Raw genomic sequence first — 22,393 nt, 5'->3', positions numbered from 1 at the left:
AGAAAGCGATGAAGACTATATATAATGTAAAGGCGTTGTGTGTGGTAGCTTTGCTGGGTTCGGCTGCTGCTGCGAGTGCGCAAGAGGATGTTACGAAAGAAAAGAACCTGAACCGAGAGATGACGCTTGAACGGGAGTATGATCCTTCCGTGCAGGACGCTAGCAAGGTAAATACGCTTCCCGTGGTGAAAGAGCCGGAGGTTCGTAAGATCCCGATCGATTACTCGAATTATACGATCGCCGCCGATCCGCAGAAAGAGATTAGTTTGTTGCCTTCCGGAAATATCATGACGCAGATGGATTACAACAAGCGTCGGGGATATTTTAACTTTGGTATGGGTACGCGCATGAATATCAACGGAGACTTGGGCTATCATATCCTGAGTACTGAGAAGGATCAGCTGAATCTATGGTATTCGCATCGCTCCACGAACGGAAAGCCAAAGGATTATGATGTCAAGGCGAAAATCAATGACAACTTGGGAGGCATCAACTACAAGCACGCTTTCGAGAAGACGATATTCAGTATCGGAGCGAAGTACGGCTACTCCGCATTCAATTATTATGGGGCGGCATTGTCTGATCCTACATCCAGTTATGCCCCTTCGGAGGATTTGTTACAGAGAGATCGCGAAACCAACCAAGTGAACCAGACGATCGCTGCTACGATAGGTTTCGAGTCGAAGGAGGAGGCTGAGGTTGGCTATTTGTTGGACTTAGGTTATACTAATTTCTCGCATAAATATGGATTAAGTAGGGTGATGGACGGCCCTACGGAGCATACTCTAGAGGCAAAGTTTGATCTGAACGCTGGTTTCAATGGGAATATGCGAGTAGGCTTGGGCGGTTTGGTCGAATATTTCAATTACAGTTTGCCGGAGGTAGGAGGTTATGAATATGAGTTCAAGAACCATGTCGAGGCGATGTTGTCGCCTTATTATAAGGTAGAGGGTGATAATTGGAATTTAAAGCTGGGTGCGAACGTGATGCTGGCTACGGGCGACGAGACAAAATTCATGGCCTCTCCGAATGTAGCCGCCGATGTGGAGGTGGCCGACAAGACGGAGCTATACGTGAACGCTGGCGGCAAGATGTACTCCAACAGCATGTACGAGATGTCGCGTGTGAACCGCTACCTCTACCCGATGGCAGAACTATTGCCCTCGCGCAATTGGCTGGACGCTGTCTTGGGTATCCGGAGCGGCGTGGCACCGGGCTTTTGGTTTGATGTGTTCGCCGGATATAAGATAACGAGCGATGATGTGCTGTTTACTCAGTCTGATGTTTGGTCAGCGAATTATTTCGGCAGTTTCAGTGTTGCGGAGCCGGGTATCGACACGAAGCAACTTTTCGTGGGAGCCAACTTGAAGTATAGTTATCAACAATGGTTCGATATTGCTTTGAAAGGTGTATATAATAATTGGAAAGCGGAAACGGATGAAGGCGAGTTGCCTCATGCGTGGGGGAAGCCGGAAATGGAACTGAATGCGAACCTGACCGTCCGCCCGATTGAGAAATTATCTATCGCTTTGGATTATTATTTGGCTACCGGACGTTATGCGAATGTACGGACTTGGGGTGTCAATGGGAACACTGGTATGACGTACGATAAAATGAATGAGTTTAAGATGGATAACATCAACGAGCTAAACCTAACAGGTACCTATACCTTCAACGATACCTTTGGTGTTTATGCCAAGTTGACCAATATTCTTTGCCAGAAGTACGAACTGTATTACGGTTATCCGATGCAGAGTTTTAATGCGATGTTGGGCGTGAATATCAATTTCTGATATCCGGAGGACAGGAAGGATGGGCGACATAAATATCAAACAACTGGAAAGCCTTCGCTGGAGGATGCGGGTGATCGAGACGCTGACCGTGATCGGGACGGCGTGGATCGCCTTGGCGGTTTACCAGAAGAAGGAAGAACTGGTTTATTATTTGGTGGGAGCCGTAGTCCTTCTATTCCTGTTAAAGTATTATACGCAATTCCGTCTGCGAAAAAGACAGTTCGTCTCTAATCTCGTTGAACAGCGGACGATGGAATTGCGTTTCCAGCGGGATGCGATGCAAGCGGAGTCGGAGAAACTATCCCGTGCCCTTTCTGCCTTGGCGGACGCTCAAGACGAGTTGGTTCGTAAGGAACGTCTGGCATCGATCGGCCAATTAACGAAAGGTCTGGTAGACCGTATCTTGAATCCCTTGAATTATATCAATAACTTCGCTCATTTGTCTGCTGCATTAGCGAAAGATATCAAGCAGAATATCGATGAGGACGAAGAGACCGGTAAACACGATAATTATAATGATACGCAAGAACTGCTGGTTCTTTTGACCGGCAATCTGGATAAGATCGCCAAGCATGGTGATAACACGGTGCGAATCGTAAAAGCGATGGAAGAATTGCTGAAAGATCATTCGGCGAATCGAACCTGCGTGGATATTAATGATTTATGTAGGGTCAATCTGGATATCTTGCGAAAGAATTACGCGAAGGAGATCGAGAAGAATCAAGTAGATCTATCATTCTCCGGGCTTTCCGTACCGTTGACAATCGAGGTGAATATCGATCAGATGGGAAAAGCCTTGTTGCAGATATTGGATAATAGTATATATGCGGTCTTGAAAAAGGCCGGAGAGCCGGGATATCAACCTTCTGTCTCGTTGGTATTGCGTATTCAAGCGGATAAGTTGCAAGTGGTTATCCGTGATAATGGCGTCGGTATAGAAGAAACGATAAAGACGAAAGTCTTTTCTCCGTTCTTTACCACTAAACCGACCGCGGAAGCGGCAGGAACAGGTCTTTACTTGAGTCGGGAGGTCGTGTTGAACCATAAGGGTACGATCGCTATCGAGTCGGAGAAAGATAAATATACGGAAGTTACGATTACGTTGCCTATTTATAGTTAGGAAAGGAGGTTCATCATGATACAGGATTTACATACCGAGATCGATCGGTTAAAAAGGCGAATTAAACTTTGCGAGCGGGTTACGCTGGGTAGCTTGGTCGGTATTTGTGTATCTGTGAAGTTCGGTCATCAAGAATGGATCGGATTGCTTTTCTTGATTCTGTTTTGCCAGATCTCTAAGTTGGTTTTCAAGCGGAAACTCAAACAAAAAGAGTATTTGGTAAAAGAGGTAGAGGAGCGTACGCAGGAGATCCGTTCGGAGAAAGACGCGATCCAAGAGGAATCCGAGAAATTGGCGGCCGCATTGAAAGCCTTGGGTGAGGCGCAGGACGAGCTGGTCCGTAAGGAACGGATGGCTACCGTAGGACAATTGACTCAAGGTTTGGTGGACCGTATCTTGAACCCTCTGAATTATATCAATAACTTCGCGAATCTAACATCGGGGTTGGCCAAGGATCTCCGGGAAAATCTGGATAGTCAGAAAGAGTATCTGAAACCGGATGTGTATCATGACTCGGTAGATTTGCTGAATATGATGACCAGTAATTTGGAGAAGATCTCTGAGCATGGTTTCAATACGGTCCGTATCGTTAAGGCGATGGAGGAATTGCTGAAAGACCGAAGAGGTAATCTTACGCTTACCAACATAAACGGATTATGCCGGATCGCCTTGGATAAATTGAAGAAAACGTATGAGCAGGATATTCAAGAGAAGAATATCCGGATTGTTTTCGATAATTTGACGCTGTCTTTGATGATGGAGGTAAACGTGGAGCAGTTCAGTAAGGTTCTGGCCGGGATATTGAAAAATTCCATGTATGCCCTGTTGAAGAAATCGGAGACCGTGACTTTTAGTCCGGAGATATTCCTTGGATTGAAAGTCAATAAGGATATGCTGGAAATAACGATCCGGGATAACGGGTCCGGTATCGACGAGAATATAAAAGATAAGATATTCGCTCCTTTCTTCACGACAAAGACAACGGGGGAAGCGGCCGGCGTAGGGCTTTACCTATGCCGTGAGATCGTGCAAAACCATCGGGGAACCATCGAGGTGGAGAGTAAGAAAGGAGAATATACCCAGTTTCTAATTACGATCCCTGTATATCAACCGAAAACAATTACACTGCCTAAAGAGGAGGAATAGATATGGAAGACCAGAGTAAGGAAATAGAACGGCTACGTTTGCAAGTGAAAAACTTAGAGAAATTATCTTCTTTAGGTATGTTGAGTGCCGGGATCGCGCATGAGATCCAGAATCCGCTCAACTTTGTCATCAATTTCAGTAAGCTGTCCTCTAAGTTAGTGGATGACTTGGAAGATATATTAGAAGAAGAGAAAGATGTCTTGCCTCCGGAATCTTGGGAGAAGCTGACCGCCTTGCATGAGGAGTTTAGCGAGATCGTTAACGATTTGCATGGTAACTTGAAGAAGATCGAGGAACATGGAAACCGGGCGACAAGTATCATCCGGGGTATCTTGCTTTATTCCAGAGGGAAGGATGACGAGTACATCCCTACGGATATCAAGAATCTGGTGAAGGAATATGTTTGGCTGGCTTATCATTCGATGCGAGCGAACTATAAAGGTTTCAATATCGCGATCCGGGAGCATTACGAGGAGGGGCTTCCGATGCTGAAAGTGATCCCGCAGGATTTGAGCCGTGCGGTATTGAATGTCATGAATAACGCTTGCTATGCGGTCTATAGTAAATCCAAGCTCTCGCCGATCGGGTATGAGCCGGTTATATCCGTGGATCTACGGAAGGAGGGAGATTCTTTAAGATTAAGTATCGAGGATAATGGTATCGGTATGCCGGAGAATATCCGGGAGCAGATATTCTCTGCGTTTTTTACCACGAAACCGGTGGGAGAGGGAACTGGCTTGGGGCTATCTATCACTCGATCTATTATAGAGGAGAAGCATGACGGGAAGATAGAGGTGGAATCGAAAGAAGGTGAGTTTACCCGTTTCATATTCCTTATTCCATTAACGAAATAAACAGAAGAATTATGGCGATCAAGATATTAAGCGTAGACGACGAACAGGATCTGGAAGCGTTGCTAACCCAATATTTCCGTCGGAAGATCCGTAAGGGAGAGTATGAGTTCTCCTTTGCCCATAATGGTTTGGAGGCATTGAGGATGATGTTGGACCATCCGGACTTTGATATCATATTGAGCGATATCAATATGCCGGAGATGGATGGCTTGACATTGCTGACGAAGATTAACGAGATGCGTAACCCGGCCTTGAAATGTATCATCGTATCGGCTTATGGGGATATGGAGAATATTCGTACCGCCATGAACCATGGTGCTTTCGACTTCGCTACCAAGCCGATCGATATGGAGGATCTGGAACGTACGATCGAGAAGGCGGTCGAGCAGATTTCTTTTATCAAGGAGGCCCAAAAGGAACATCATCAGCTAGAGGAGATACAATACGACTTGAACGTGGCACGTGAGATACAGCAATCGATCTTGCCGAAGCAGTTCCCTCCGTTCCCGCAATATAAGCAATTCGATCTCTATGCGACCATGAGCGCGGCGAAGGCCGTGGGGGGTGATTTCTATGATTTCTTCTTGGTGGACGATAATCATCTGGGTTTTACGATCGCTGACGTGTCGGATAAGGGGATTCCCGCCGCTATTTTCATGGCGATCAGCCGTACGGTGATCCGTGCTACGGCGCTTAGGCAGCTTTCCCCGGCGGTCTGCATGAAGGAATCGAATGATCTATTGTGCCGTGAGAGTGTCAATGGGATGTTTGTCACTACTTTTTATGCGATCTTGAATATCCATACGGGCGACGTGGTTTATTGCAATGGGGGGCATAATCGTCCGGTTTGGATTCGTAAGAACGATAAGGTATCTCTTTTGCCGATGACTGGTGGGATGGCCTTGGGAGTCGTGCCGGGATTAGCTTATAAAGAACAATCCTTGAAACTGGAGGCGGGAGACAGCTTGTTCCTCTATACGGATGGAATCAGTGAGGCGATGAACCTGCGGAATGAGCAATATGGAGATATCCGTTTGGTAGAGGCTTGTAGCTCCGTAAAGAACCAATCCCCCAAATCCATGATCGAAGGTATATCCGAATCCGTCCAATCATTCGTGAACGGCGCTACGCAGAGCGATGATATTACGATGTTGGCGCTGACTTATAAAGGATAGGCTGGGCTTGTTACACGAAAAAAGGGGCTGTGTCAAAATGAGGTATGACACAGCCCCTTCGCTTTCTTATCTCATTGTGTGGGAGGATCCGGCCATTCCTGACCTTCCATGGGATCTCGCTCTTGCTCGATATGGAGGATTAGTGACTGGAAGCCATCGCCCCCAATCTCTAGCATAAAGTAACGCTTCTTTCCCATGTTTTGATGAATCCACATCTCTACATGATCCTCTCGCTCATAGCAGTCGATACAACCTGTATATAGCCTCTTTGGATACGTGCCGGAGGCGGATATCGGATTGTTGAAAACAGTCGTATCCTGTCCCTCTATCATGCAGGCCTTTATCAAGCTCCACCCGGAAGGTTGCACTGCGATTTTGAGCCTATTCCCGTAATAGGGCACGACCGTGTCCCGTGCGCTCACCTCTAGTGCGGTTAACTCTTTTTCCGGAATAACCTCTTCGTTATCGCAGGCGATCATCGCCCCGACAATCAATAAAAGCAAAATAAACTTATTCATTGGGTCCTGTATATGTTTTGTTATCAGAGTTTGCTTCTTCATCGAAACCGTCGATATACAATGTATAGTATAAATCCGTATAATCAAGAATCTCTCCGGGAGGGAATTTGAACCATCCATTGTCCGTTCCGTTCCATCCAAAGTTACAATGAATTCTATACCAAAACACGGGAGGATTGTAATAATCATATTCCATTCCATCCAAAATCCAAGTATGTCCTTCTGATTCTGAGTAACCGACTATGATCGCCGGTCTACCTTCCATGATATTATTATATAGTTTATTGTGGGAAGGTGCCCCATTTGCTATGTTCCATTGATATCCTAAAAGATCGAAATCCTCAAAATTATGGGGCCATGCTCCACTTGCGTTACATTGATAATTCATGTTTGACTTTACGCCGCAATAATGGACAAATTTGGCTACCATATCTTGTAGGTTGGGGGTAAGATTTGTGGCAGAAGGGACAGCGGTCATGGCAGAATGGTTAAACACCCCTTGAAATCTTGAAGATGGTTTATCAAAGTATGCGATAACTTGTGCTAAGGCAACGGCGGTACAACCTGCCGGAGGTATACAGCTATTCCCCGTTACTTGACAAGTTTTATTATAAGGGTGCCTTTGCCCCCAAGTCGTTTTTATCAGATATATAGGATTACTTAGGCTTAATGTTGACGATTGCGGGGAAATGGAATTGGTTTGTATTTGCTTTAATTCCTCTTTTATGACGGAGGAGAAATTGTTAATGATAAATTTTAATCCCCAATTAAATGTCGTGTCAGTTATATTTCCATTCTCGACTATCGCATATACACTACTAAGCCTTTGATCTCCACTGGCAATAGCGAATCCTTTATTTCCATTATTAAAGTAATCAAATGTGAAAAGTTTAATGGAATCTTGTTCACTACCACCATCTATCTTGACTTTCATCTGTTTACATTCTCTGAGGGATAGAGTATATATTGGGAGTGATTCTCCCTTGGTTAGAGGTTTGGCGATTAAACGCTCTATAGCTTTTTTTGCATTTTGCAACTCGATATCTTGAGTATGTAATGTGATATTTTCCATTTCTTGGTCATTGCATCCGATGAACAAGAAAATAGAGATTATGTAAATTAAGATCTGTTTCATGTCTATAATTTTTTTAATTGTTGACTTATATTGTTCATATCCCTTATTCTTTCCTCTTGGCTGCCGCCTTCGCCGCACCGACGCGCTGGTTGTAAAGGGCGGTGGTCTCGTCGATGAGGGCGTTCAGCTCGTTGACGAAGCGGGTGGTCTCGGCGGTGGGAGCCGCTACGCTCTGCACGAAGGCGATCGTGGTCATATCATCGTAAAGGTCGTCCATACGTAGGCGTACGGCCGCGCTCGCCTCTTTGATGGAGGCTGCCTTGTTGCCGGTGCGCTGGGCGGTCAGTTTCGCGTATTCGTCGTTCGCCGCACGGAGGCTATCCTGTATCTCTTTCAGCCCCAATGTCTGTATCAGCGCCGGAACCCCCTCCTTGTCGAGATCTAGCAAAAGACCCTGTATCTGCGCCGTCTCTTGCTGGTTGGCCGATTTATAGATGCCGATATAGGGTTTGATAATATTGTAGACAGTCTGTGCCGCCGCACGTTGCGCCTCGATGGGGTTTTTCCTCATTTGCGACACCGAGGAGGTGAGATAGACCACGAGGTCGTCGCGTTGTTTGTCCAAGTCTAGCAACTGGGCGGTCTCGTCGCTGATGTGGGATTGGTTCACGAGGTCGGTCATTAAGACTTGATCCTTCTCGAAGGCCGCCTTTTGCGCGTCGGTGATGCCTAGCGGGTTATTGTCCAGACTGATCTCGTCGGGGCTTTCGGAGTCACCACCTCCCCCTCCGGCAGCGAACGCCAGCCGGTAGAAGGCGTTCATGAAGTTTGTGTACTCTGCGTTGTTCAATTTAGTCAGGCCCGCGGGTTTGATTTTCGTGTATGTTCCCATTTTTTTTGTATTTAAGGTTTAACTTATTGTTTGTCCTCAGTGGCTAAAGGTAGGAATTAATTTGGATACTATGCTTATTTGGTAAATAATAGTCGCCGCCGGAGTCGGAACGGTAGCGAAGTGGGGGGCGAGGGGCGCCATACGTTTCGCTTTGCTTTGGAGTCGTGCGGCGGGGGTCGCCGTGCGTTTCGCTTAGCTTTGGGGTTATGCGGCTAGGGTCGCCATGTGCTTCGATACCGTTCCGACTCCGGCGGCGGGGGCCGTTCATCATCTTCTTAATGGTTGTACATATCCTTATTATAAAAATCCAGCACCTTGATCGCCATATCGTAGGCCGCTTGTGCCGGGCTTTCCGGATTGATCTCTATCGCTTGCAGGTAGCTGTTGAGGGCTAGGCGTACGTTGCCTAGTTTATAATGAGCTTTTCCGAGGAGAAACCAAGCCTCGTCGGATCTCGGTTGCTCCGTGAGGTAAGCGTCCAAGAGCCGGATCGCTTCTTCTAGTTTATTCTCTGAAATAAGTCGCTTTATCTCTTCCATATTTTTGAATAGCTTTTTGATTTTGTCCCGCGAAGGTAAATAGAAACGCATGACTATATATATAATGTATAGGAAAAAACGCTTTTTTAGTGATCGATATACTGCGTACGTTAATTATTTGTGTAAGTTTGCACCCGATTTCTAACCAGCAAAAAATAGATATGCAAAAGAATTTGGTAATAGTGGAGTCACCCGCCAAGGCAAAAACCATCGAGAAGTTCCTCGGAAAGGACTATAAGGTTATGTCTAGCTATGGTCATATCCGCGACTTGAAAACGAAAGATTTCAGTATAGACCTCGAACACAATTATGCCCCCCAGTACGTGATTCCCTCTGACAAGAAGAAACTCGTGACCGAATTGAAGAACGAAGCGAAGAAAGCCGAGCAGGTTTGGTTGGCTTCCGATGAGGACCGGGAGGGAGAGGCCATCTCTTGGCATTTATATGAGGTATTAGGATTGAAACCTGAGAATACGAAACGTATCGTTTTTCATGAAATTACCAAGAACGCTATATTACATGCGATTGAGACGCCGAGAGATATCAATATCGATTTGGTGAACGCGCAGCAAGCCCGTCGTATCTTAGACCGTATCGTGGGTTTCGAGCTATCCCCCATTCTTTGGCGTAAGGTGAAGCCGGCTTTATCCGCGGGGCGCGTGCAATCGGTTGCCGTACGTCTGATCGTAGAGCGGGAGCGAGAGATCAACGAGTTTGTCTCGGAGGCCGCCTACCGTGTGATCGCTAGCTTTATCTTGCCGGATGGTACGACAATCCTCAAGGCGGAGCTGAACCGTCGTTTGAAAGATAAGGAAGAGGTGGAGGCATTCCTTGAATCTTGCAAGGACGCTTCTTTCACGATCGATGATATCTCGAAAAAGCCGGTGCGCAAGACACCAGCCCCTCCTTTTACGACATCTACCTTGCAGCAGGAGGCCGCCCGTAAGTTGGGTTATTCGGTCTCGCAGACCATGATGATCGCCCAACGCCTGTATGAGTCCGGATTGATCACGTATATGCGTACTGACTCCGTGAACTTAAGTGATTTGGCTTTGGGGACGGCAAAAGAAGCTATCTTGGATACCTACGGTGAGAAATATTATAAATTCCGTCAATATCATACCAAGAGCAAGGGAGCGCAAGAAGCGCACGAGGCGATTCGTCCGACCTATATCAGCAATGATGAGATAAGCGGGACCGCTCAGGAAAAGAGATTATACGAATTGATCCGCAAACGTACGATCGCTTGCCAGATGGCGGACGCCGAGTTGGAGCGTACGACGATCTCCGTAGGTATCGGCGGCAAGAAAGAGAAGTTCGTGGCTACCGGTGAGGTCATTACTTTCGACGGTTTCCTTCAGGTGTACCGCGAGAGTTTTGATGACGAGAATGAGAAGGAACAGGAAAACGGCCTTCTTCCTCCGGTTACCTTGAACGAGGTATTGAGTATGAAGGATATAGTCGCTACCGAACGTTTCACGCAACGTCCGCCCCGCTATACGGAAGCAAGTTTGGTTCGCCGTTTGGAGGAATTGGGAATCGGTCGTCCTTCTACCTATGCTCCTACGATCCAGACGATCCAGAATCGAGAGTATGTCGTGAAAGGGGATAAGGAAGGAACGGAGCGTACTTATAATATCATAACCTTGGCTCAGCATACGATCAAGGAAGTCCAAAAGACGGAGATCGTAGGAGCGGACCGGAATAAGTTGATGCCAACCGATATCGGTACGGTCGTGAATGATTTCTTGATGGAGTATTTCCCGGGCGTTATGGATTATAACTTCACGGCGAGCGTAGAGAAGGAATTCGATGCCGTAGCGGAAGGCGAGATGGTATGGACGGACGCGATCGATAAATTCTATAAACTATTCCATCCGATCGTGGAAGAGGCAGCCTCTGTCCGTACGGAGCATAAAGTGGGTGAGCGTGAATTGGGTATCGATCCGAAGAGCGGCAAACCTGTTTTCGTGAAGATCGGTCGTTATGGCCCAGTCGTACAGATCGGGCAGGCGCACCCAGAGGATAAAGAGGCTCCTAAACCTCAGTTCGCAACCTTGATGAAGGGGCAATCTATCGAGACGATTACTTTGGAAGAAGCCTTGAAATTGTTTGATCTACCCCGTACGATCGGTGAATATGAAGGTAAGGTCATGGTTGCCGCTGTCGGACGTTTTGGCCCGTTTATCCGTCATGACGGAAAGTTCGTATCCATACCGAAGGGCTTGAATCCTTTGTCGATAACAGCCGAGGAAGCTATCGAGTTGATCGAGGCAAAAAAACAAAAAGATGAGCAACGATTTATCAAGAAGTTCGATGAGGATCCGGAAATGGAGATCTTGAATGGTCGCTTCGGCCCTTATATCTCTTATAAGAAAAAGAATTACAGAATTCCTAAGACGATAGAGAAACCGGAGAACTTGACCTTGGAGGAATGCCAGAAGATAATCGCCGAGGCGGGAGAAAAACCTGCTGCGACGAAGAAACGTACGACACGGAAAAAGGCTTGATTATAGGCTCTAAAAATTCATAGTTATGATTTACTAAACTCATAACTATGAATTTTTCAAAACATAACTATGATTTTTTTAGACATCGATGCCCGTAAATTCTTTTAACGCATATCCGATCAAGAAGCTTAATGCGGCCACGCTAAAACTAAGTACTGCCATCTCAGTAAAACGCTTCCGGAAACTCTCGCTTCTCGCTATGGAATAATAATAGTTGAAAAGGGCGATGATACTCAACGCTATGATGAGCATAAGCCCTAAAGCCATTAATACGTTCGATATAAAGATAAATGGAGCGACCAAGGCGACTACCGTAAAGATATAAGCTATTCCCGTATAGATCGATGCCTTAACAGGATGTTTCCCGTTTTCATTTCCATTCTCGGACTTGGTAGATAGATATTCGGAGGAAGCCATGGATAATGCGGCGGCTATTCCAGTGATGCTTCCGGTCAACGCTATTAATCTAGAGTCGCTCAAGGCAAGGGTAAAGCCAGCTAAAGCACCTGTAAATTCTACCAAAGCGTCATTTAGCCCCAGTACGACAGAACCCATATATTCCAACCGTTCCTCATTGATCAAGGCGATCAACCTCTGCTCATGCTCATCCTCGTCACGTGCGATTTGTTGCAAATCCGGATACTCATCATAAGAGGCGTAATCATTCTTGGCGCTTTCCTCGCTACCTTCCATTAGCTTAATGGCGAAAGTAATCCCCAAGATACGTGCCAACCAGTAGTATTTAGTGACACGTAATTTATTCGGGGAGATCTCTTGCCCCGTATACTTTTTCAGGATCGTATAATGTCCTTTCTCGTCATTCGCTATCTGTAGTAATACTTCCTTGTTGCTTGGATCTTTCTCGATAGCGGCGAGTTGCGTATAGAGAAGGCTCTCCGTGATTTCATTTTGTTGAAATCGAAGGAGAGCCTTTCTTGTTTTCTCGTTTATGTTCATCTTCTATCGTTACATTCTTTCCGGAACCTCGATGCCTAATAAATCCATACCGGATTTCACGATCTTAGCTACATTGGCGGATAAGACTAAACGGAAGTTCTTCAATTCCGGATTCTCTTCGCGAAGGATGGAGAAATCGTGATAGAATTGATTGTATTCCTTTACCAGATCATAAATATAGTTGGCGACACAGGCCGGGCTGTATAGCTTACCTGCCTCTTTCACGATCTCCGCATAATCGGCGATCATTTGGATCAGGTTCTCTTCTTTCTCGGAAATGGCGAAAGTAAGCGGTAATTGCTCCGGTAATACGATGCCCTGTTCCGCCGCTTTGCGCAATACGGAACGGATACGGGCGTAGGTATATTGGATGAATGGTCCCGTATTCCCATTGAAGTCGATAGACTCTTTCGGGTTGAACGTCATATTCTTGCGAGGGTCTACCTTTAATATGAAATATTTCAAGGAGCCAAGACCTACGATTCGGGCGATATTCTCAGCCTCTTCCGGAGTCATCTCGTCCAATTTCCCTAATTCTTGGGAAATCTCACGTGCGGTACTGATCATCTCGGCCATCAAATCATCGGCATCTACGACCGTTCCCTCACGGCTCTTCATCTTACCTTCCGGTAGCTCTACCATTCCGTAGGAGAAGTGGACCAATCCTTTGCCGAACTCGAAGCCTAACTTATCCAATAAGATCGATAATACTTGGAAGTGATAATTCTGCTCGTTCCCTACCACATAGATCATCTTATTGATCGGGTAATCATCGAAGCGCAGCTTGGCGGTACCGATATCCTGCGTCATATAGACGGAAGTTCCATCCGCACGAAGCAATAATTTCTCATCCAGCCCGTCTTTCGTCAAATCAGCCCATACGGAGCCGTCTTCACGGCGATAGAAAATCCCTTTCTCTAGGCCTTCCATCACCTTACCTTTTCCTTCCAGATACGTTTGAGACTCATAATAAATCTTATCGAAATCTACGCCCATCATCTTATAAGTCTCGTTGAACCCGGCGTATACCCAATTATTCATCATTTCCCAAAGCGCACGCACCTCTTTGTCTCCGGCTTCCCATTTACGAAGCATCTCACGGGCTTCCGCCATCAAGGTGGATTGAGCCTCGGCTTCTTCCTTGGTAAGGCCTTTCGCTTCTAACGCATGGGTCTCCTCTTTTAATTTGTTGCTGAATAATACGTAAAAGTCACCGATCAGATGGTCACCCTTCTTTCCGGTAGACTCTGGGGTAGCTCCATTTCCCCATTTCTGCCAAGCCAACATGGATTTACAGATATGGATACCACGATCGTTTACGATATTCGTCTTTACGATCTGGTTACCGTTCGCTTTCATGATCTTCGATAAGCTGTATCCTAATAAGTTATTGCGGACATGGCCCAAGTGAAGCGGTTTATTTGTATTGGGAGAAGAATATTCGATCATAACCAAAGGCGACTGCTCGGTAACCGGAATGATACCGTAAGCGGGCTGCTTATTGATCGAGTTTAGTAAATCGATCCAGCAAGAGCAAGCGACCGTCAGGTTAAGGAATCCTTTGATTACATTGAATTCAGCTACCGCTGGCTCGTTTCTCAACAAGTACTCACCGATTTCCTGAGCGGTCTGCTCCGGAGATTTCTTCGACATGCGAAGGAATGGGAATACGACTAGGGTCAAGTGCCCCTTGAATTCTTTTTTCGTTTTTTGTAACTGCACTTGGCTAGCGGTGACATCCGCTCCGTACAGCTCTTTGATGCCGGCTATGATAGCCCCGGTAATCTGTTGTTCGATAACCATATTCGTCTAACTATAATTCGGATTTTATTTGCACGCGAAGGTACACAAAAAAAGGATACAATTTGCATCGTATCCTTCTTCTATAGAGAATAATGGTGTTTCTTATTTGATTAGCTCGTTCAATTCAGCACCAGCCTTGAACTTCACGGCCTTGCGAGCTGCGATTTCAATGGTTTCTTTAGTTTTCGGGTTAACACCTTTACGAGCGGCCTTCTCTGACACAGAGAATGAACCGAAGCCAAGTAGAGCGACTTTACCGCCTTCTTTTAATTCGTTAGAAACTGTGTCAACAAAAGCTTCTACTGCCTTTTTAGCATCCACTTTGCTGAGACCTGATTTTTCAGCGACTGCACTAATAAATTCTGATTTGTTCATGATGGTTTGACTGTTAATATATTAAACAAAACTATGATAACCGATAGACGGCTCCAAATGTAGTTTTATTTTGAAATATCACAAAAGAAAAACCTACTTTTTTTACCGATTTACATATGTTTTAGTATTATTATGGGCAAAAACGGCTAAAATATATTTACCTTTGCCGCTAAATTAACGTAGTATATGATGAATCAGACAAATTCGGGGTTCTTGAATAGTATCCCGCCGGTAACGAAAAATCTTATCATTATAAACTTGCTATTTTGGGTAGCCAGCCTTGCACTGCCGAAAGTCGGCATCGATTTGGTGGATTTATTAGGGCTTCACTTCCCGGGTGCTACCGACTTCAAGGCTTATCAGATCGTTTCTTATATGTTCATGCACGATACCCATTCGTTCGCGCATGTGTTTTTTAATATGTTCGCCGTTTATATGTTCGGCCGGGTATTGGAGAACGTATGGGGCCCCAAACGTTTCTTGATTTTTTACTTCGTGACGGGTATAGGCGCCGGTTTGGTACAAGAGGTGGTATGGTTCTTTAATTTGCGGGATGTGATCTTCGCTAGCCAAGACATGATAAACTTGAATGGAGCCCAGATTATCAGCAAAAGCGAGTTCTTGAATTATTTCGTGACCATTGGCGCTTCGGGTGCCGTATTCGGAATCTTGTTGGCATTCGCGATGATCTTCCCGAATGTTCCTTTGTACTTGATGTTCATACCGATCCCGATTAAAGCCAAATATTTCGTAATATTTTATGGTCTTGCCGAACTATTTATGGGTGTGGCTAGTTTTGGTGGCGATACGGTAGCGCATTTCGCTCATTTGGGGGGTATGTTATTCGGTTATTTCCTAATTCGTTATTGGAAAAAGAAAGATGCAGACAATGGACGGTATTTTTACTAATTTGAAGCGTATGTTTCAGTCGGGTAATATCCTGTCGAAACTGATATATATAAATGTAGGCTTGTTTATCTTGATACGTTTGGCCAGCGTATTGTTTATGCTCTTTAATGTGCAAGGGGTACCTTTTTTGCAGTATTTGCAGTTACCGGCTTCTCCGGAACTTTTGCTCTTCCGTCCGTGGACGTTGTTTACTTATATGTTCACTCATTTTGACTTCTTGCATATCTTGTTCAATATGCTTTGGTTGTATTGGTTCGGGGGATTGTTCTTGAATTTCTTCAATGAGCGGCAGTTGGGAGGCTTGTATATATTGGGAGGTCTTGCGGGTGCGATATTGTTTGTCCTTGCTTATAATATTTTCCCTTATTTCCAGAACGTGGCTTCTTTTAGCTATTTGATGGGGGCTTCGGCATCTGTTATGGCGATCGTTTTCGCCGTGTCGTTTTACCGGAAGGATTTGGAGATTAATTTATTCTTGATCGGAAGGATCAAATTAATTTATTTGGCTATCTTTACGCTGGTGATCGATTTGTTGGCGATGACTTCTGATAATGCGGGAGGACATATCGCCCATATCGGCGGGGCTTTGTTTGGTATGTGGTTCGCTTCCCGTATTCGTAATGGAAAGGACTTGACCGCTCCAATGAATCGGTTGATCGACTGGTTCGTGAATTTGGGCAAACGGAAACCGAAGATGCGTGTGACTTATAAACGTAACGAAACGGATTATGAGTATAACGCACGCAAACATCAGGAGTCGGTGGATCTAGATACTATACTGGATAAATTGAAACGTTCCGGTTATGAGAGCCTTTCCGCTGAAGAGAAAAAGCGACTTTTCGACGCCAGTAAGAAATAACAGATACTTATGAAAACTCTACGGATTTTTCTTCAATTCTTATTTGTCGTAGCGAATGTGGTGGCTGTCGTGTTGTTGATAGTCTCGGCTTACTCGGATCGGGTGTCTCCTGAGACGAGTATGACGTTATCTTATCTGGGATTAGCCTTTCCAGTCTTATGTGTAGTCAATCTTTGCTTTATTATCTATTGGCTGTTCTTATGGGAATGGAAGTTCTTATTGATCGGCATATTCTCCTTCTTGTTATGTTGGGGTCCCGTGAAACGCTATTTTCCGTTTCACTCGCATAAGGATGTCCCTCGGGAAGAGGTACTGAAGGTGCTGACTTATAATGTGATGGCTTTTGGGTACAAGAATCATACGAAGATAGCTCCGAACAAGATTATCCAATATATCGCTAACTCGGACGCGGATATTGTTTGTTTGCAGGAATATGCCACGGCTAAATCAGAGAAGAGCCTTACTGCCTCTAAGATCTATGATGCGTTGAGCATGTATCCTTATCGTTCTGTATTTTATCAAAGCTCCACGAAATTCCAGAGTTTCGGCATCGCTGTGTTCTCCAAATATCCGCTGTCGAATTCCCGGATGGTGAAATACGATTCGGATTATAACGGCTCTTCCGTACATGAAGTGAACATCAAGGGAAAGAAGTTGACCTTGATTAATAACCATTTGGAATCGTTTAAACTGACGATGGAGGATCGGACCCGTTATTCATCCCTTATAAAGAGCTTTAGCTCGGATGGGTTGGACGATTTGAAAGGAGCGTTCGAGCAAAAGCTAGGACCTGCTTTCCGGATTCGGGCTAAGCAAGCGGAAGCGGTATCAAAAGAGATTAAGAACGCGAAAGGAGATTATGTCTTGGTATGCGGTGACTTTAATGATACGCCTATTTCTTATGCGCACCGTACGATCCAAGGGGATTTGATGGATGCCTTTGCCGAGTCTGGCCGGGGAATGGGTATTACCTATAATCAAAATTTCTTCTGGTTCCGTATCGATAATATCCTGCATTCCCCGAACATGACCTCTATGAATTGTTCCGTGGATAAGGTCGCTTATTCAGACCACTACCCGTTATGGTGTTATTTGAAACTTGAATAAAAGGGTTTCATCACTCGGATTCTGCGTTCTGCGCAGCGTCAAATACGTCGGCGAACAAGTTCTCGACAAAGAAGAAGGTAGCGTTACAGAATAGCTTAGGATCTTTGATCAGCGCTATCGTATTGCTATCCCCATTATTGGCGATCACATCTTCCGCTTTATAGGTCTTGTACTTTTTATCGTTTAGCGGATCATATTGATATACGATATCGCTTGCCTCGATCGTGTATCGGTTGTCGAAGCAGGTGATACGCATTTTATATTTAATGATAGTCTTGTCTGTATCATTCAACAATAATTCAACCTTAGAGCTTACGAAGATGGTCCCTTTGTTCTTGTTCGAGTTTACGTTGGATAAGAAGACATCTTTTCCATAAGATTTCTTAGCCCATGCGTTAATAGCGTTGAATATTTCTAGTTTAGAGGTATTCTCGATCTCTACATCATCACTATAGCATACCTTCCCGTTTTTCATGGGGGCGCATTCGTCTACCTCGCCTTTATGCCCCTGCGCCATGACTAGCACAGGGAACATCATATATATTAATAATAGAATCTTTTTCATAAATGCAACTCTCTTTTTCGTTATTTGATCCATACATTCGTAATCTCGCCGATTAACATCGTTTGCTGTCCTTCGGAGGTCTCGCCTTGTTTACGGCACTCGATAATAATCCATGGCGCATCGGCAGATGTGCCGGGCTTGGAGAAGGATAATCGATATACATCGTTATTGCCAATCGCTTTATAAGCAGGACTATCTTTGGATATGGAGATTGTACTGATCGTTTTACCGAACATATTGCCTATGCCTTTCCATTCAACGTTTGCGTCGGTCGTATTTCCTTTTACGGCTTTGATCTGTAAAGCGTTGTCCGGTAACATTTGGAGGATCGTGCTAGGTATTTTGTCCGCTTGGAACGCTACGAAACCTTCCATCGGTGCCACAGGTCGTGTTTCCCGTTGCGGAGCGGATACTGGTTCTACCGGTGCGGCTGTCAGCAACTGTGCGCCTAATACGTTGGCTGCGCTATCGAACGTCTTATCCGCGAAGTCAATCGTGGCCTTACGGAACTTACCGCTGATACGGTTCAATTTCGTCTTGCTCTTATTCAAGGCATACTCGTCCGTGATCCATTCCTCGGCTAGGTATTTCTCCGGCTCGTTCTGGTAAGACACGTTATATTCATATCGGATGCCCGCAAGTTGCAGGGTACAAGCATGTTCCTTACATTCAATGATAATACGGTATTTCATCATCGCCCGATCGAGGGATAAGGCTGTGCTGGAGAATACTATATATTCTTCTCCGATAATGGCGATCTCGCCTTTTGCCTCATTTTGATAAGCTACTCTACTTTCCTTTGTGTTAAAATTTTCTTGTCCCCATTTTAATAGTTGTTGGTAGATTTGTGCCTTGCTTAAAGAGGGGGCATTAATCTCTCGGGTAAAAACGACTTTACCGTCTGCAACCGGAACGGCCCCTGCCAGATAGTGTTGATCCTCTTGTGCGAATAGCAGGGCGGGGATAAATAACAGAGCGAATAATAACTGTTTCATGGTATATTTTCCTTATTATTTTAGCCCCAAAGATATACATTTGCGTTTGAAATAAACTATGAGCGTGACAAATAATTATACTAATTGCTCTTTATCAAAGAAAAAAAGTCTATATTTGCACCCTGTGAAAAAACGAATATAAATAATGTAATAACATAAACCTAAGATTCAGATGCAAAACAAAGGATTTGTAAAGGTCTTCGCGGTGTTACTTACGCTTGTCTGTTTGTTCTATTTGTCGTTCTCGTTCGTGACGCAACATTACAACAGTAAAGCCGCTGAGTATGCGGGTGGAGATCCTGCGAAAGAGAGTGCTTATTTAGACTCACTATCTACTCAGAAGGTATGGTTAGGCTATACGCTTAAGCAATGCCGTGAAATGGAAATTAGTTTAGGTCTTGACTTAAAGGGCGGTATGAACGTTGTCCTTGAGTTGAACGTGGCGGATGTAATCCGTTCGTTGTCTAACAACAACCAAGACGAGAATTTCAACAAGGCGTTGGATTTAGCTTATGCGCATCAAGCGACTAGCCAAAAAGATTTCATCGACCTTTTCGCTGAGGAGTATAAGAAGTTGGATAGCGGCGCACGTCTTTCCGCTATTTTCAGTACATTCGAGTTAAAAGATAAAATCACGCCCCAGAGCTCAGACGCTCAGGTTGTTTCTGTTTTGAAACAAGAGTTGCAGAGTGCGATTGATAACTCATTCAACGTATTGCGTACTCGTATCGACCGTTTCGGTGTGGTTTCTCCGAACATCCAACGTTTGGAGACAGCGGGTCGTATCTTGGTTGAGTTGCCGGGTGTGAAAGAACCGGAACGTGTTCGTAAGTTGCTTCAAGGTAGCGCTAACTTGGAATTCTGGGAAACTTATAAGTTGCCGGAAATCTATCAACAATTGGTTGCCGCTGATAATGTATTGGCTACTATCCTAAGTAAGGAGGCTTCCGCTGATTCTGTTGCTACCGATAATGTTGAGAAAATCGCTGATGCCGCTGATGCGAATGTAAGTGAGGCCGATTCTTTGTTGGCTGAGCTCGGTCAAGATAAAAAAGATACGGAAGCTAATCAAAGCATGGAAGAGTTCGCTAAGCAACATCCATTATTTGCTTTATTGCAGATTAGCCAGTACAACGGTCAGTTGTCTCCGGGTTCGACGGTAGGTATCGCTCAAGCAAAAGATATGGAGAAGATCAGCGAATACCTGAACATGAAACAAGTGAAAGAGGTATTGCCTCGTAACTTGGCTTTAAAATGGGGTGTAAAGGCGATCGATGATAAAGAGCAGTTCTTTGAGTTATATGCCTTGAAGGTAACGAACCGTGACGGAAGTCCCGCTTTAGGTGGTGACGTAGTAACAGATGCTAACGCTGACTTTATGCAACAAGCCGGTCGTTCAGAGCAAATGGTTAACATGGTTATGAATGCCGAAGGCTCTAAGGCTTGGGCTCGTTTGACGAAAGAGAATATCGGTCGCCAGATCGCTATCGTTTTGGATGAGATGGTTTATTCCGCTCCGAACGTAAACGATGAGATCACGGGAGGTCGTTCACAAATCACCGGTCACTTTACACCGGAAGAGGCGAAGGACTTAGCGAACGTATTGAAATCGGGTAAGATGGCTGCTTCCGTACATATCGTTCAAGAAGATGTCGTTGGTCCGTCTTTGGGACAAGAGGCTATCAATGCCGGTGTGATTTCTTTCGTTTTGGCATTGGTGCTGTTGATGGTTTATATGTGCGCATTCTACGGATTGATTCCGGGATTGATCGCCGACGGTGCTTTGGTATTGAACATCTTCTTCACGATGGGTATCCTTGCTTCTTTCCAAGCCGTTCTTACCTTGCCGGGTATTGCCGGTATGGTGTTGACGCTGGGTATGGCAGTCGATGCTAACGTATTGATATATGAGCGTACGAAAGAGGAACTTCGTGCCGGTAAGTCTTTAGGAAAGGCTATCGCCGACGGTTACAGCAATGCGTTCTCCGCTATCTTCGACTCAAACTTGACATCTATCATTACCGGTATCGTATTGTTCTATTTCGGTACGGGTCCTATCCGTGGTTTCGCTACGACGATGATCATCGGTTTGTTCGCTTCATTCCTTACAGCCGTGTTCTTGACTCGTATCGTTTATGAGGCATTGTTAGCGAAAGATAAATTGAAGAACGTGACATTCACGACTTCTATTACGAAAGACTTGTTGACAAACCCGAAGATCAATTTCTTGGGTGCTCGCAAAGTCGGTTATTTAATTCCGGCGGCAATCATCGTTTTAGGTGCTATCTCTTTTATGACGATCGGCTTGAATAATGGTATCGATTTCACGGGTGGACGTAATTACGTGATCCGTTTCAATCAAGAGGTGAAGACTGACGATGTTCGTAATATGCTGGACGCTCAGTTAGACGGTTCTGTTAGTGTTATCCAGATCGGTACAGCTGATCAAGTACGTGTGTCTACCAACTATAAGATCAATGATAACGATCCTACGGTAGATCAAGAGATCGAGAATAAATTGTTTGAGGGCGTGAAATCCTTACTTCCGGAAGGAACTACATTAGATGAGTTCACGACTACTTTCATACAGAGTTCGCAGAAGGTGGGTCCTAGCATGGCAGACGATATCAAGAATAGCGCTATCTTAGCGGTAATCTTCGCCATGATCTGTATGGCCGCTTATATCCTGCTTCGTTTCCGTGATGTGTCATTCTCTGTGGGTGCGTTCGCCTCTGTTGCTACGACTACATTGTGTATCATTTCTTTCTATACCTTGTTATGGAAGGTTCTTCCGTTCTCAATGGAGGTAGACCAGACGTTTATCGCAGCTATCTTGACGATTATCGGTTACTCTATCAATGATACCGTGGTTGTATTCGACCGTATCCGTGAGACAATCGCTTTGTATCCGAAGCGTGATCGTTATCAAGTGATCAATGATGCGTTGAACTCTACCTTGTGTCGTACATTTAATACATCATTGACTACGTTGGTGGTTGTATTGTGTATCTTCATCTTGGGCGGTAGCACGATCCGAAGCTTTACGTTCGCTATCTTATTAGGTATCATTATCGGTACATACTCTACTTTGTTCGTCGCTACTCCGATCGCTTACGAGTTGCAGAAGAAGAAGATCAATAAGAAAGCTGCTGCTGAGAAAGCCGGAAAATAATATATTTCTTTAAGGATTTTATGAAGATC

The 22,393-nt window shown here is 45.0% G+C and carries 19 protein-coding genes; 10 read left to right on the top strand and 9 right to left on the bottom strand.

What is annotated here, in order from left to right:
* Nucleotides 1-8: 8 nt before the first annotated feature.
* The 5 genes from NBH07_RS06805 to NBH07_RS06785 are packed head-to-tail and all read left to right on the top strand — an operon-like array spanning nt 9 to nt 6,088.
* A complete protein-coding gene (locus tag NBH07_RS06805) occupies nt 9-1,793 on the top strand; it encodes a TonB-dependent receptor (protein WP_008772738.1) in 1,785 nt (594 codons plus the stop codon).
* A 19-nt stretch (nt 1,794-1,812) separates the two neighbouring features.
* Nucleotides 1,813-2,913, top strand: a complete 1,101-nt coding sequence (locus NBH07_RS06800) for a sensor histidine kinase (protein WP_009016935.1) — start codon at nt 1,813-1,815, stop codon at nt 2,911-2,913.
* 15 nt (nt 2,914-2,928) lie between these two features.
* Nucleotides 2,929-4,059, top strand: a complete 1,131-nt coding sequence (locus NBH07_RS06795; protein ID WP_009016936.1) for a sensor histidine kinase — start codon at nt 2,929-2,931, stop codon at nt 4,057-4,059.
* A 2-nt stretch (nt 4,060-4,061) separates the two neighbouring features.
* Entirely contained in the window at nt 4,062-4,913 is an 852-nt protein-coding gene (locus NBH07_RS06790; RefSeq protein WP_005859269.1) for a sensor histidine kinase, read from the top strand.
* A gap of 11 nt (nt 4,914-4,924) precedes the next feature.
* A complete protein-coding gene (locus tag NBH07_RS06785; RefSeq protein ID WP_005859268.1) occupies nt 4,925-6,088 on the top strand; it encodes a PP2C family protein-serine/threonine phosphatase in 1,164 nt (387 codons plus the stop codon).
* A gap of 71 nt (nt 6,089-6,159) precedes the next feature.
* Here the strand turns inward: NBH07_RS06785 and NBH07_RS06780 are convergent, their stop codons facing one another.
* From NBH07_RS06780 to NBH07_RS06765, 4 genes are all read right to left on the bottom strand, one after another.
* A complete protein-coding gene (locus NBH07_RS06780) occupies nt 6,160-6,606 on the bottom strand; it encodes a hypothetical protein (RefSeq protein WP_039848542.1) in 447 nt (148 codons plus the stop codon).
* Nucleotides 6,599-7,741, bottom strand: a complete 1,143-nt coding sequence (locus NBH07_RS06775; RefSeq protein ID WP_009016938.1) for a C10 family peptidase — start codon at nt 7,739-7,741, stop codon at nt 6,599-6,601. The genes NBH07_RS06780 and NBH07_RS06775 overlap by 8 nt, the downstream gene beginning before the upstream one ends.
* Before the next feature lie 43 nt (nt 7,742-7,784).
* Nucleotides 7,785-8,573 carry a DUF6261 family protein gene (locus NBH07_RS06770; protein WP_156682704.1) on the bottom strand — a complete coding sequence of 263 codons (789 nt, stop codon included), beginning with the start codon at nt 8,571-8,573 and terminating at the stop codon, nt 7,785-7,787.
* 275 nt (nt 8,574-8,848) lie between these two features.
* Complete coding sequence (locus tag NBH07_RS06765; RefSeq protein WP_005859264.1) at nt 8,849-9,112, bottom strand: tetratricopeptide repeat protein; 264 nt, start codon at nt 9,110-9,112, stop codon at nt 8,849-8,851.
* 161 nt (nt 9,113-9,273) lie between these two features.
* Between NBH07_RS06765 and topA the strand changes: the two genes are divergently transcribed.
* On the top strand, nt 9,274-11,622 hold the full coding sequence (topA, locus tag NBH07_RS06760; protein ID WP_009016940.1) for a type I DNA topoisomerase: 2,349 nt from the start codon (nt 9,274-9,276) through the stop codon (nt 11,620-11,622).
* 78 nt (nt 11,623-11,700) lie between these two features.
* Here the strand turns inward: topA and NBH07_RS06755 are convergent, their stop codons facing one another.
* The 3 genes from NBH07_RS06755 to NBH07_RS06745 all read right to left on the bottom strand — a co-directional run bounded on the left by NBH07_RS06755 (nt 11,701) and on the right by NBH07_RS06745 (nt 14,757).
* Nucleotides 11,701-12,579 carry a VIT1/CCC1 transporter family protein gene (locus tag NBH07_RS06755; RefSeq protein WP_005867660.1) on the bottom strand — a complete coding sequence of 293 codons (879 nt, stop codon included), beginning with the start codon at nt 12,577-12,579 and terminating at the stop codon, nt 11,701-11,703.
* 9 nt (nt 12,580-12,588) lie between these two features.
* Nucleotides 12,589-14,382, bottom strand: coding sequence for an arginine--tRNA ligase (gene argS / locus NBH07_RS06750; RefSeq protein WP_005859258.1), 1,794 nt, complete (start codon nt 14,380-14,382; stop codon nt 12,589-12,591).
* 102 nt (nt 14,383-14,484) lie between these two features.
* Nucleotides 14,485-14,757 carry an HU family DNA-binding protein gene (locus tag NBH07_RS06745; protein WP_005859256.1) on the bottom strand — a complete coding sequence of 91 codons (273 nt, stop codon included), beginning with the start codon at nt 14,755-14,757 and terminating at the stop codon, nt 14,485-14,487.
* Nucleotides 14,758-14,943: 186 nt separating this feature from the next.
* On the opposite strand from NBH07_RS06745, the gene NBH07_RS06740 reads away from it, so the two are divergent.
* The 3 genes from NBH07_RS06740 to NBH07_RS06730 are packed head-to-tail and all read left to right on the top strand — an operon-like array spanning nt 14,944 to nt 17,632.
* Entirely contained in the window at nt 14,944-15,666 is a 723-nt protein-coding gene (locus NBH07_RS06740) for a rhomboid family intramembrane serine protease (RefSeq protein WP_005859254.1), read from the top strand.
* On the top strand, nt 15,647-16,525 hold the full coding sequence (locus NBH07_RS06735) for a rhomboid family intramembrane serine protease (protein WP_012056087.1): 879 nt from the start codon (nt 15,647-15,649) through the stop codon (nt 16,523-16,525). Before NBH07_RS06740 ends, NBH07_RS06735 begins: the two co-directional genes overlap by 20 nt.
* A gap of 9 nt (nt 16,526-16,534) precedes the next feature.
* A complete protein-coding gene (locus NBH07_RS06730; protein WP_005859249.1) occupies nt 16,535-17,632 on the top strand; it encodes an endonuclease/exonuclease/phosphatase family protein in 1,098 nt (365 codons plus the stop codon).
* A gap of 10 nt (nt 17,633-17,642) precedes the next feature.
* Here NBH07_RS06730 and NBH07_RS06725 read toward each other — a convergent pair whose 3' ends face one another.
* On the bottom strand, nt 17,643-18,197 hold the full coding sequence (locus NBH07_RS06725; protein ID WP_005859247.1) for a DUF4468 domain-containing protein: 555 nt from the start codon (nt 18,195-18,197) through the stop codon (nt 17,643-17,645).
* A gap of 20 nt (nt 18,198-18,217) precedes the next feature.
* Nucleotides 18,218-19,192 (bottom strand): DUF4468 domain-containing protein, encoded by a 975-nt coding sequence (locus NBH07_RS06720; protein WP_005859245.1) that lies wholly within the window; start codon nt 19,190-19,192, stop codon nt 18,218-18,220.
* A 172-nt stretch (nt 19,193-19,364) separates the two neighbouring features.
* On the opposite strand from NBH07_RS06720, the gene secDF reads away from it, so the two are divergent.
* Nucleotides 19,365-22,364 (top strand): protein translocase subunit SecDF, encoded by a 3,000-nt coding sequence (gene secDF, locus NBH07_RS06715; RefSeq protein ID WP_005859243.1) that lies wholly within the window; start codon nt 19,365-19,367, stop codon nt 22,362-22,364.
* Nucleotides 22,365-22,393 lie beyond the last annotated feature (29 nt).

The organism is Parabacteroides sp. B2-S-102 (assembly GCF_023656665.1).
GTDB lineage: Bacteria > Bacteroidota > Bacteroidia > Bacteroidales > Tannerellaceae > Parabacteroides > Parabacteroides distasonis.
The sequence above is the reverse complement of the archived record's forward strand: the minus strand, read 5'-3'. Positions and strand labels throughout refer to the sequence as shown.

What these genes read in the sequence shown, in the direction of transcription:
- NBH07_RS06790 (WP_005859269.1), top strand. Translation starts at nt 4,062, where the DNA reads ATGGAAGACCAGAGTAAGGAAATAGAACGGCTACGTTTGCAAGTGAAA.
- topA (WP_009016940.1), top strand. Translation starts at nt 9,274, where the DNA reads ATGCAAAAGAATTTGGTAATAGTGGAGTCACCCGCCAAGGCAAAAACC.
- NBH07_RS06800 (WP_009016935.1), top strand. Translation starts at nt 1,813, where the DNA reads ATGGGCGACATAAATATCAAACAACTGGAAAGCCTTCGCTGGAGGATG.
- NBH07_RS06755 (WP_005867660.1), bottom strand. Translation starts at nt 12,579, where the DNA reads ATGAACATAAACGAGAAAACAAGAAAGGCTCTCCTTCGATTTCAACAA.
- NBH07_RS06795 (WP_009016936.1), top strand. Translation starts at nt 2,929, where the DNA reads ATGATACAGGATTTACATACCGAGATCGATCGGTTAAAAAGGCGAATT.
- NBH07_RS06745 (WP_005859256.1), bottom strand. Translation starts at nt 14,757, where the DNA reads ATGAACAAATCAGAATTTATTAGTGCAGTCGCTGAAAAATCAGGTCTC.
- NBH07_RS06735 (WP_012056087.1), top strand. Translation starts at nt 15,647, where the DNA reads ATGGACGGTATTTTTACTAATTTGAAGCGTATGTTTCAGTCGGGTAAT.
- NBH07_RS06775 (WP_009016938.1), bottom strand. Translation starts at nt 7,741, where the DNA reads ATGAAACAGATCTTAATTTACATAATCTCTATTTTCTTGTTCATCGGA.
- NBH07_RS06730 (WP_005859249.1), top strand. Translation starts at nt 16,535, where the DNA reads ATGAAAACTCTACGGATTTTTCTTCAATTCTTATTTGTCGTAGCGAAT.
- NBH07_RS06785 (WP_005859268.1), top strand. Translation starts at nt 4,925, where the DNA reads ATGGCGATCAAGATATTAAGCGTAGACGACGAACAGGATCTGGAAGCG.
- NBH07_RS06805 (WP_008772738.1), top strand. Translation starts at nt 9, where the DNA reads ATGAAGACTATATATAATGTAAAGGCGTTGTGTGTGGTAGCTTTGCTG.
- NBH07_RS06740 (WP_005859254.1), top strand. Translation starts at nt 14,944, where the DNA reads ATGATGAATCAGACAAATTCGGGGTTCTTGAATAGTATCCCGCCGGTA.
- argS (WP_005859258.1), bottom strand. Translation starts at nt 14,382, where the DNA reads ATGGTTATCGAACAACAGATTACCGGGGCTATCATAGCCGGCATCAAA.
- secDF (WP_005859243.1), top strand. Translation starts at nt 19,365, where the DNA reads ATGCAAAACAAAGGATTTGTAAAGGTCTTCGCGGTGTTACTTACGCTT.
- NBH07_RS06725 (WP_005859247.1), bottom strand. Translation starts at nt 18,197, where the DNA reads ATGAAAAAGATTCTATTATTAATATATATGATGTTCCCTGTGCTAGTC.
- NBH07_RS06780 (WP_039848542.1), bottom strand. Translation starts at nt 6,606, where the DNA reads ATGAATAAGTTTATTTTGCTTTTATTGATTGTCGGGGCGATGATCGCC.
- NBH07_RS06720 (WP_005859245.1), bottom strand. Translation starts at nt 19,192, where the DNA reads ATGAAACAGTTATTATTCGCTCTGTTATTTATCCCCGCCCTGCTATTC.
- NBH07_RS06765 (WP_005859264.1), bottom strand. Translation starts at nt 9,112, where the DNA reads ATGGAAGAGATAAAGCGACTTATTTCAGAGAATAAACTAGAAGAAGCG.
- NBH07_RS06770 (WP_156682704.1), bottom strand. Translation starts at nt 8,573, where the DNA reads ATGGGAACATACACGAAAATCAAACCCGCGGGCCTGACTAAATTGAAC.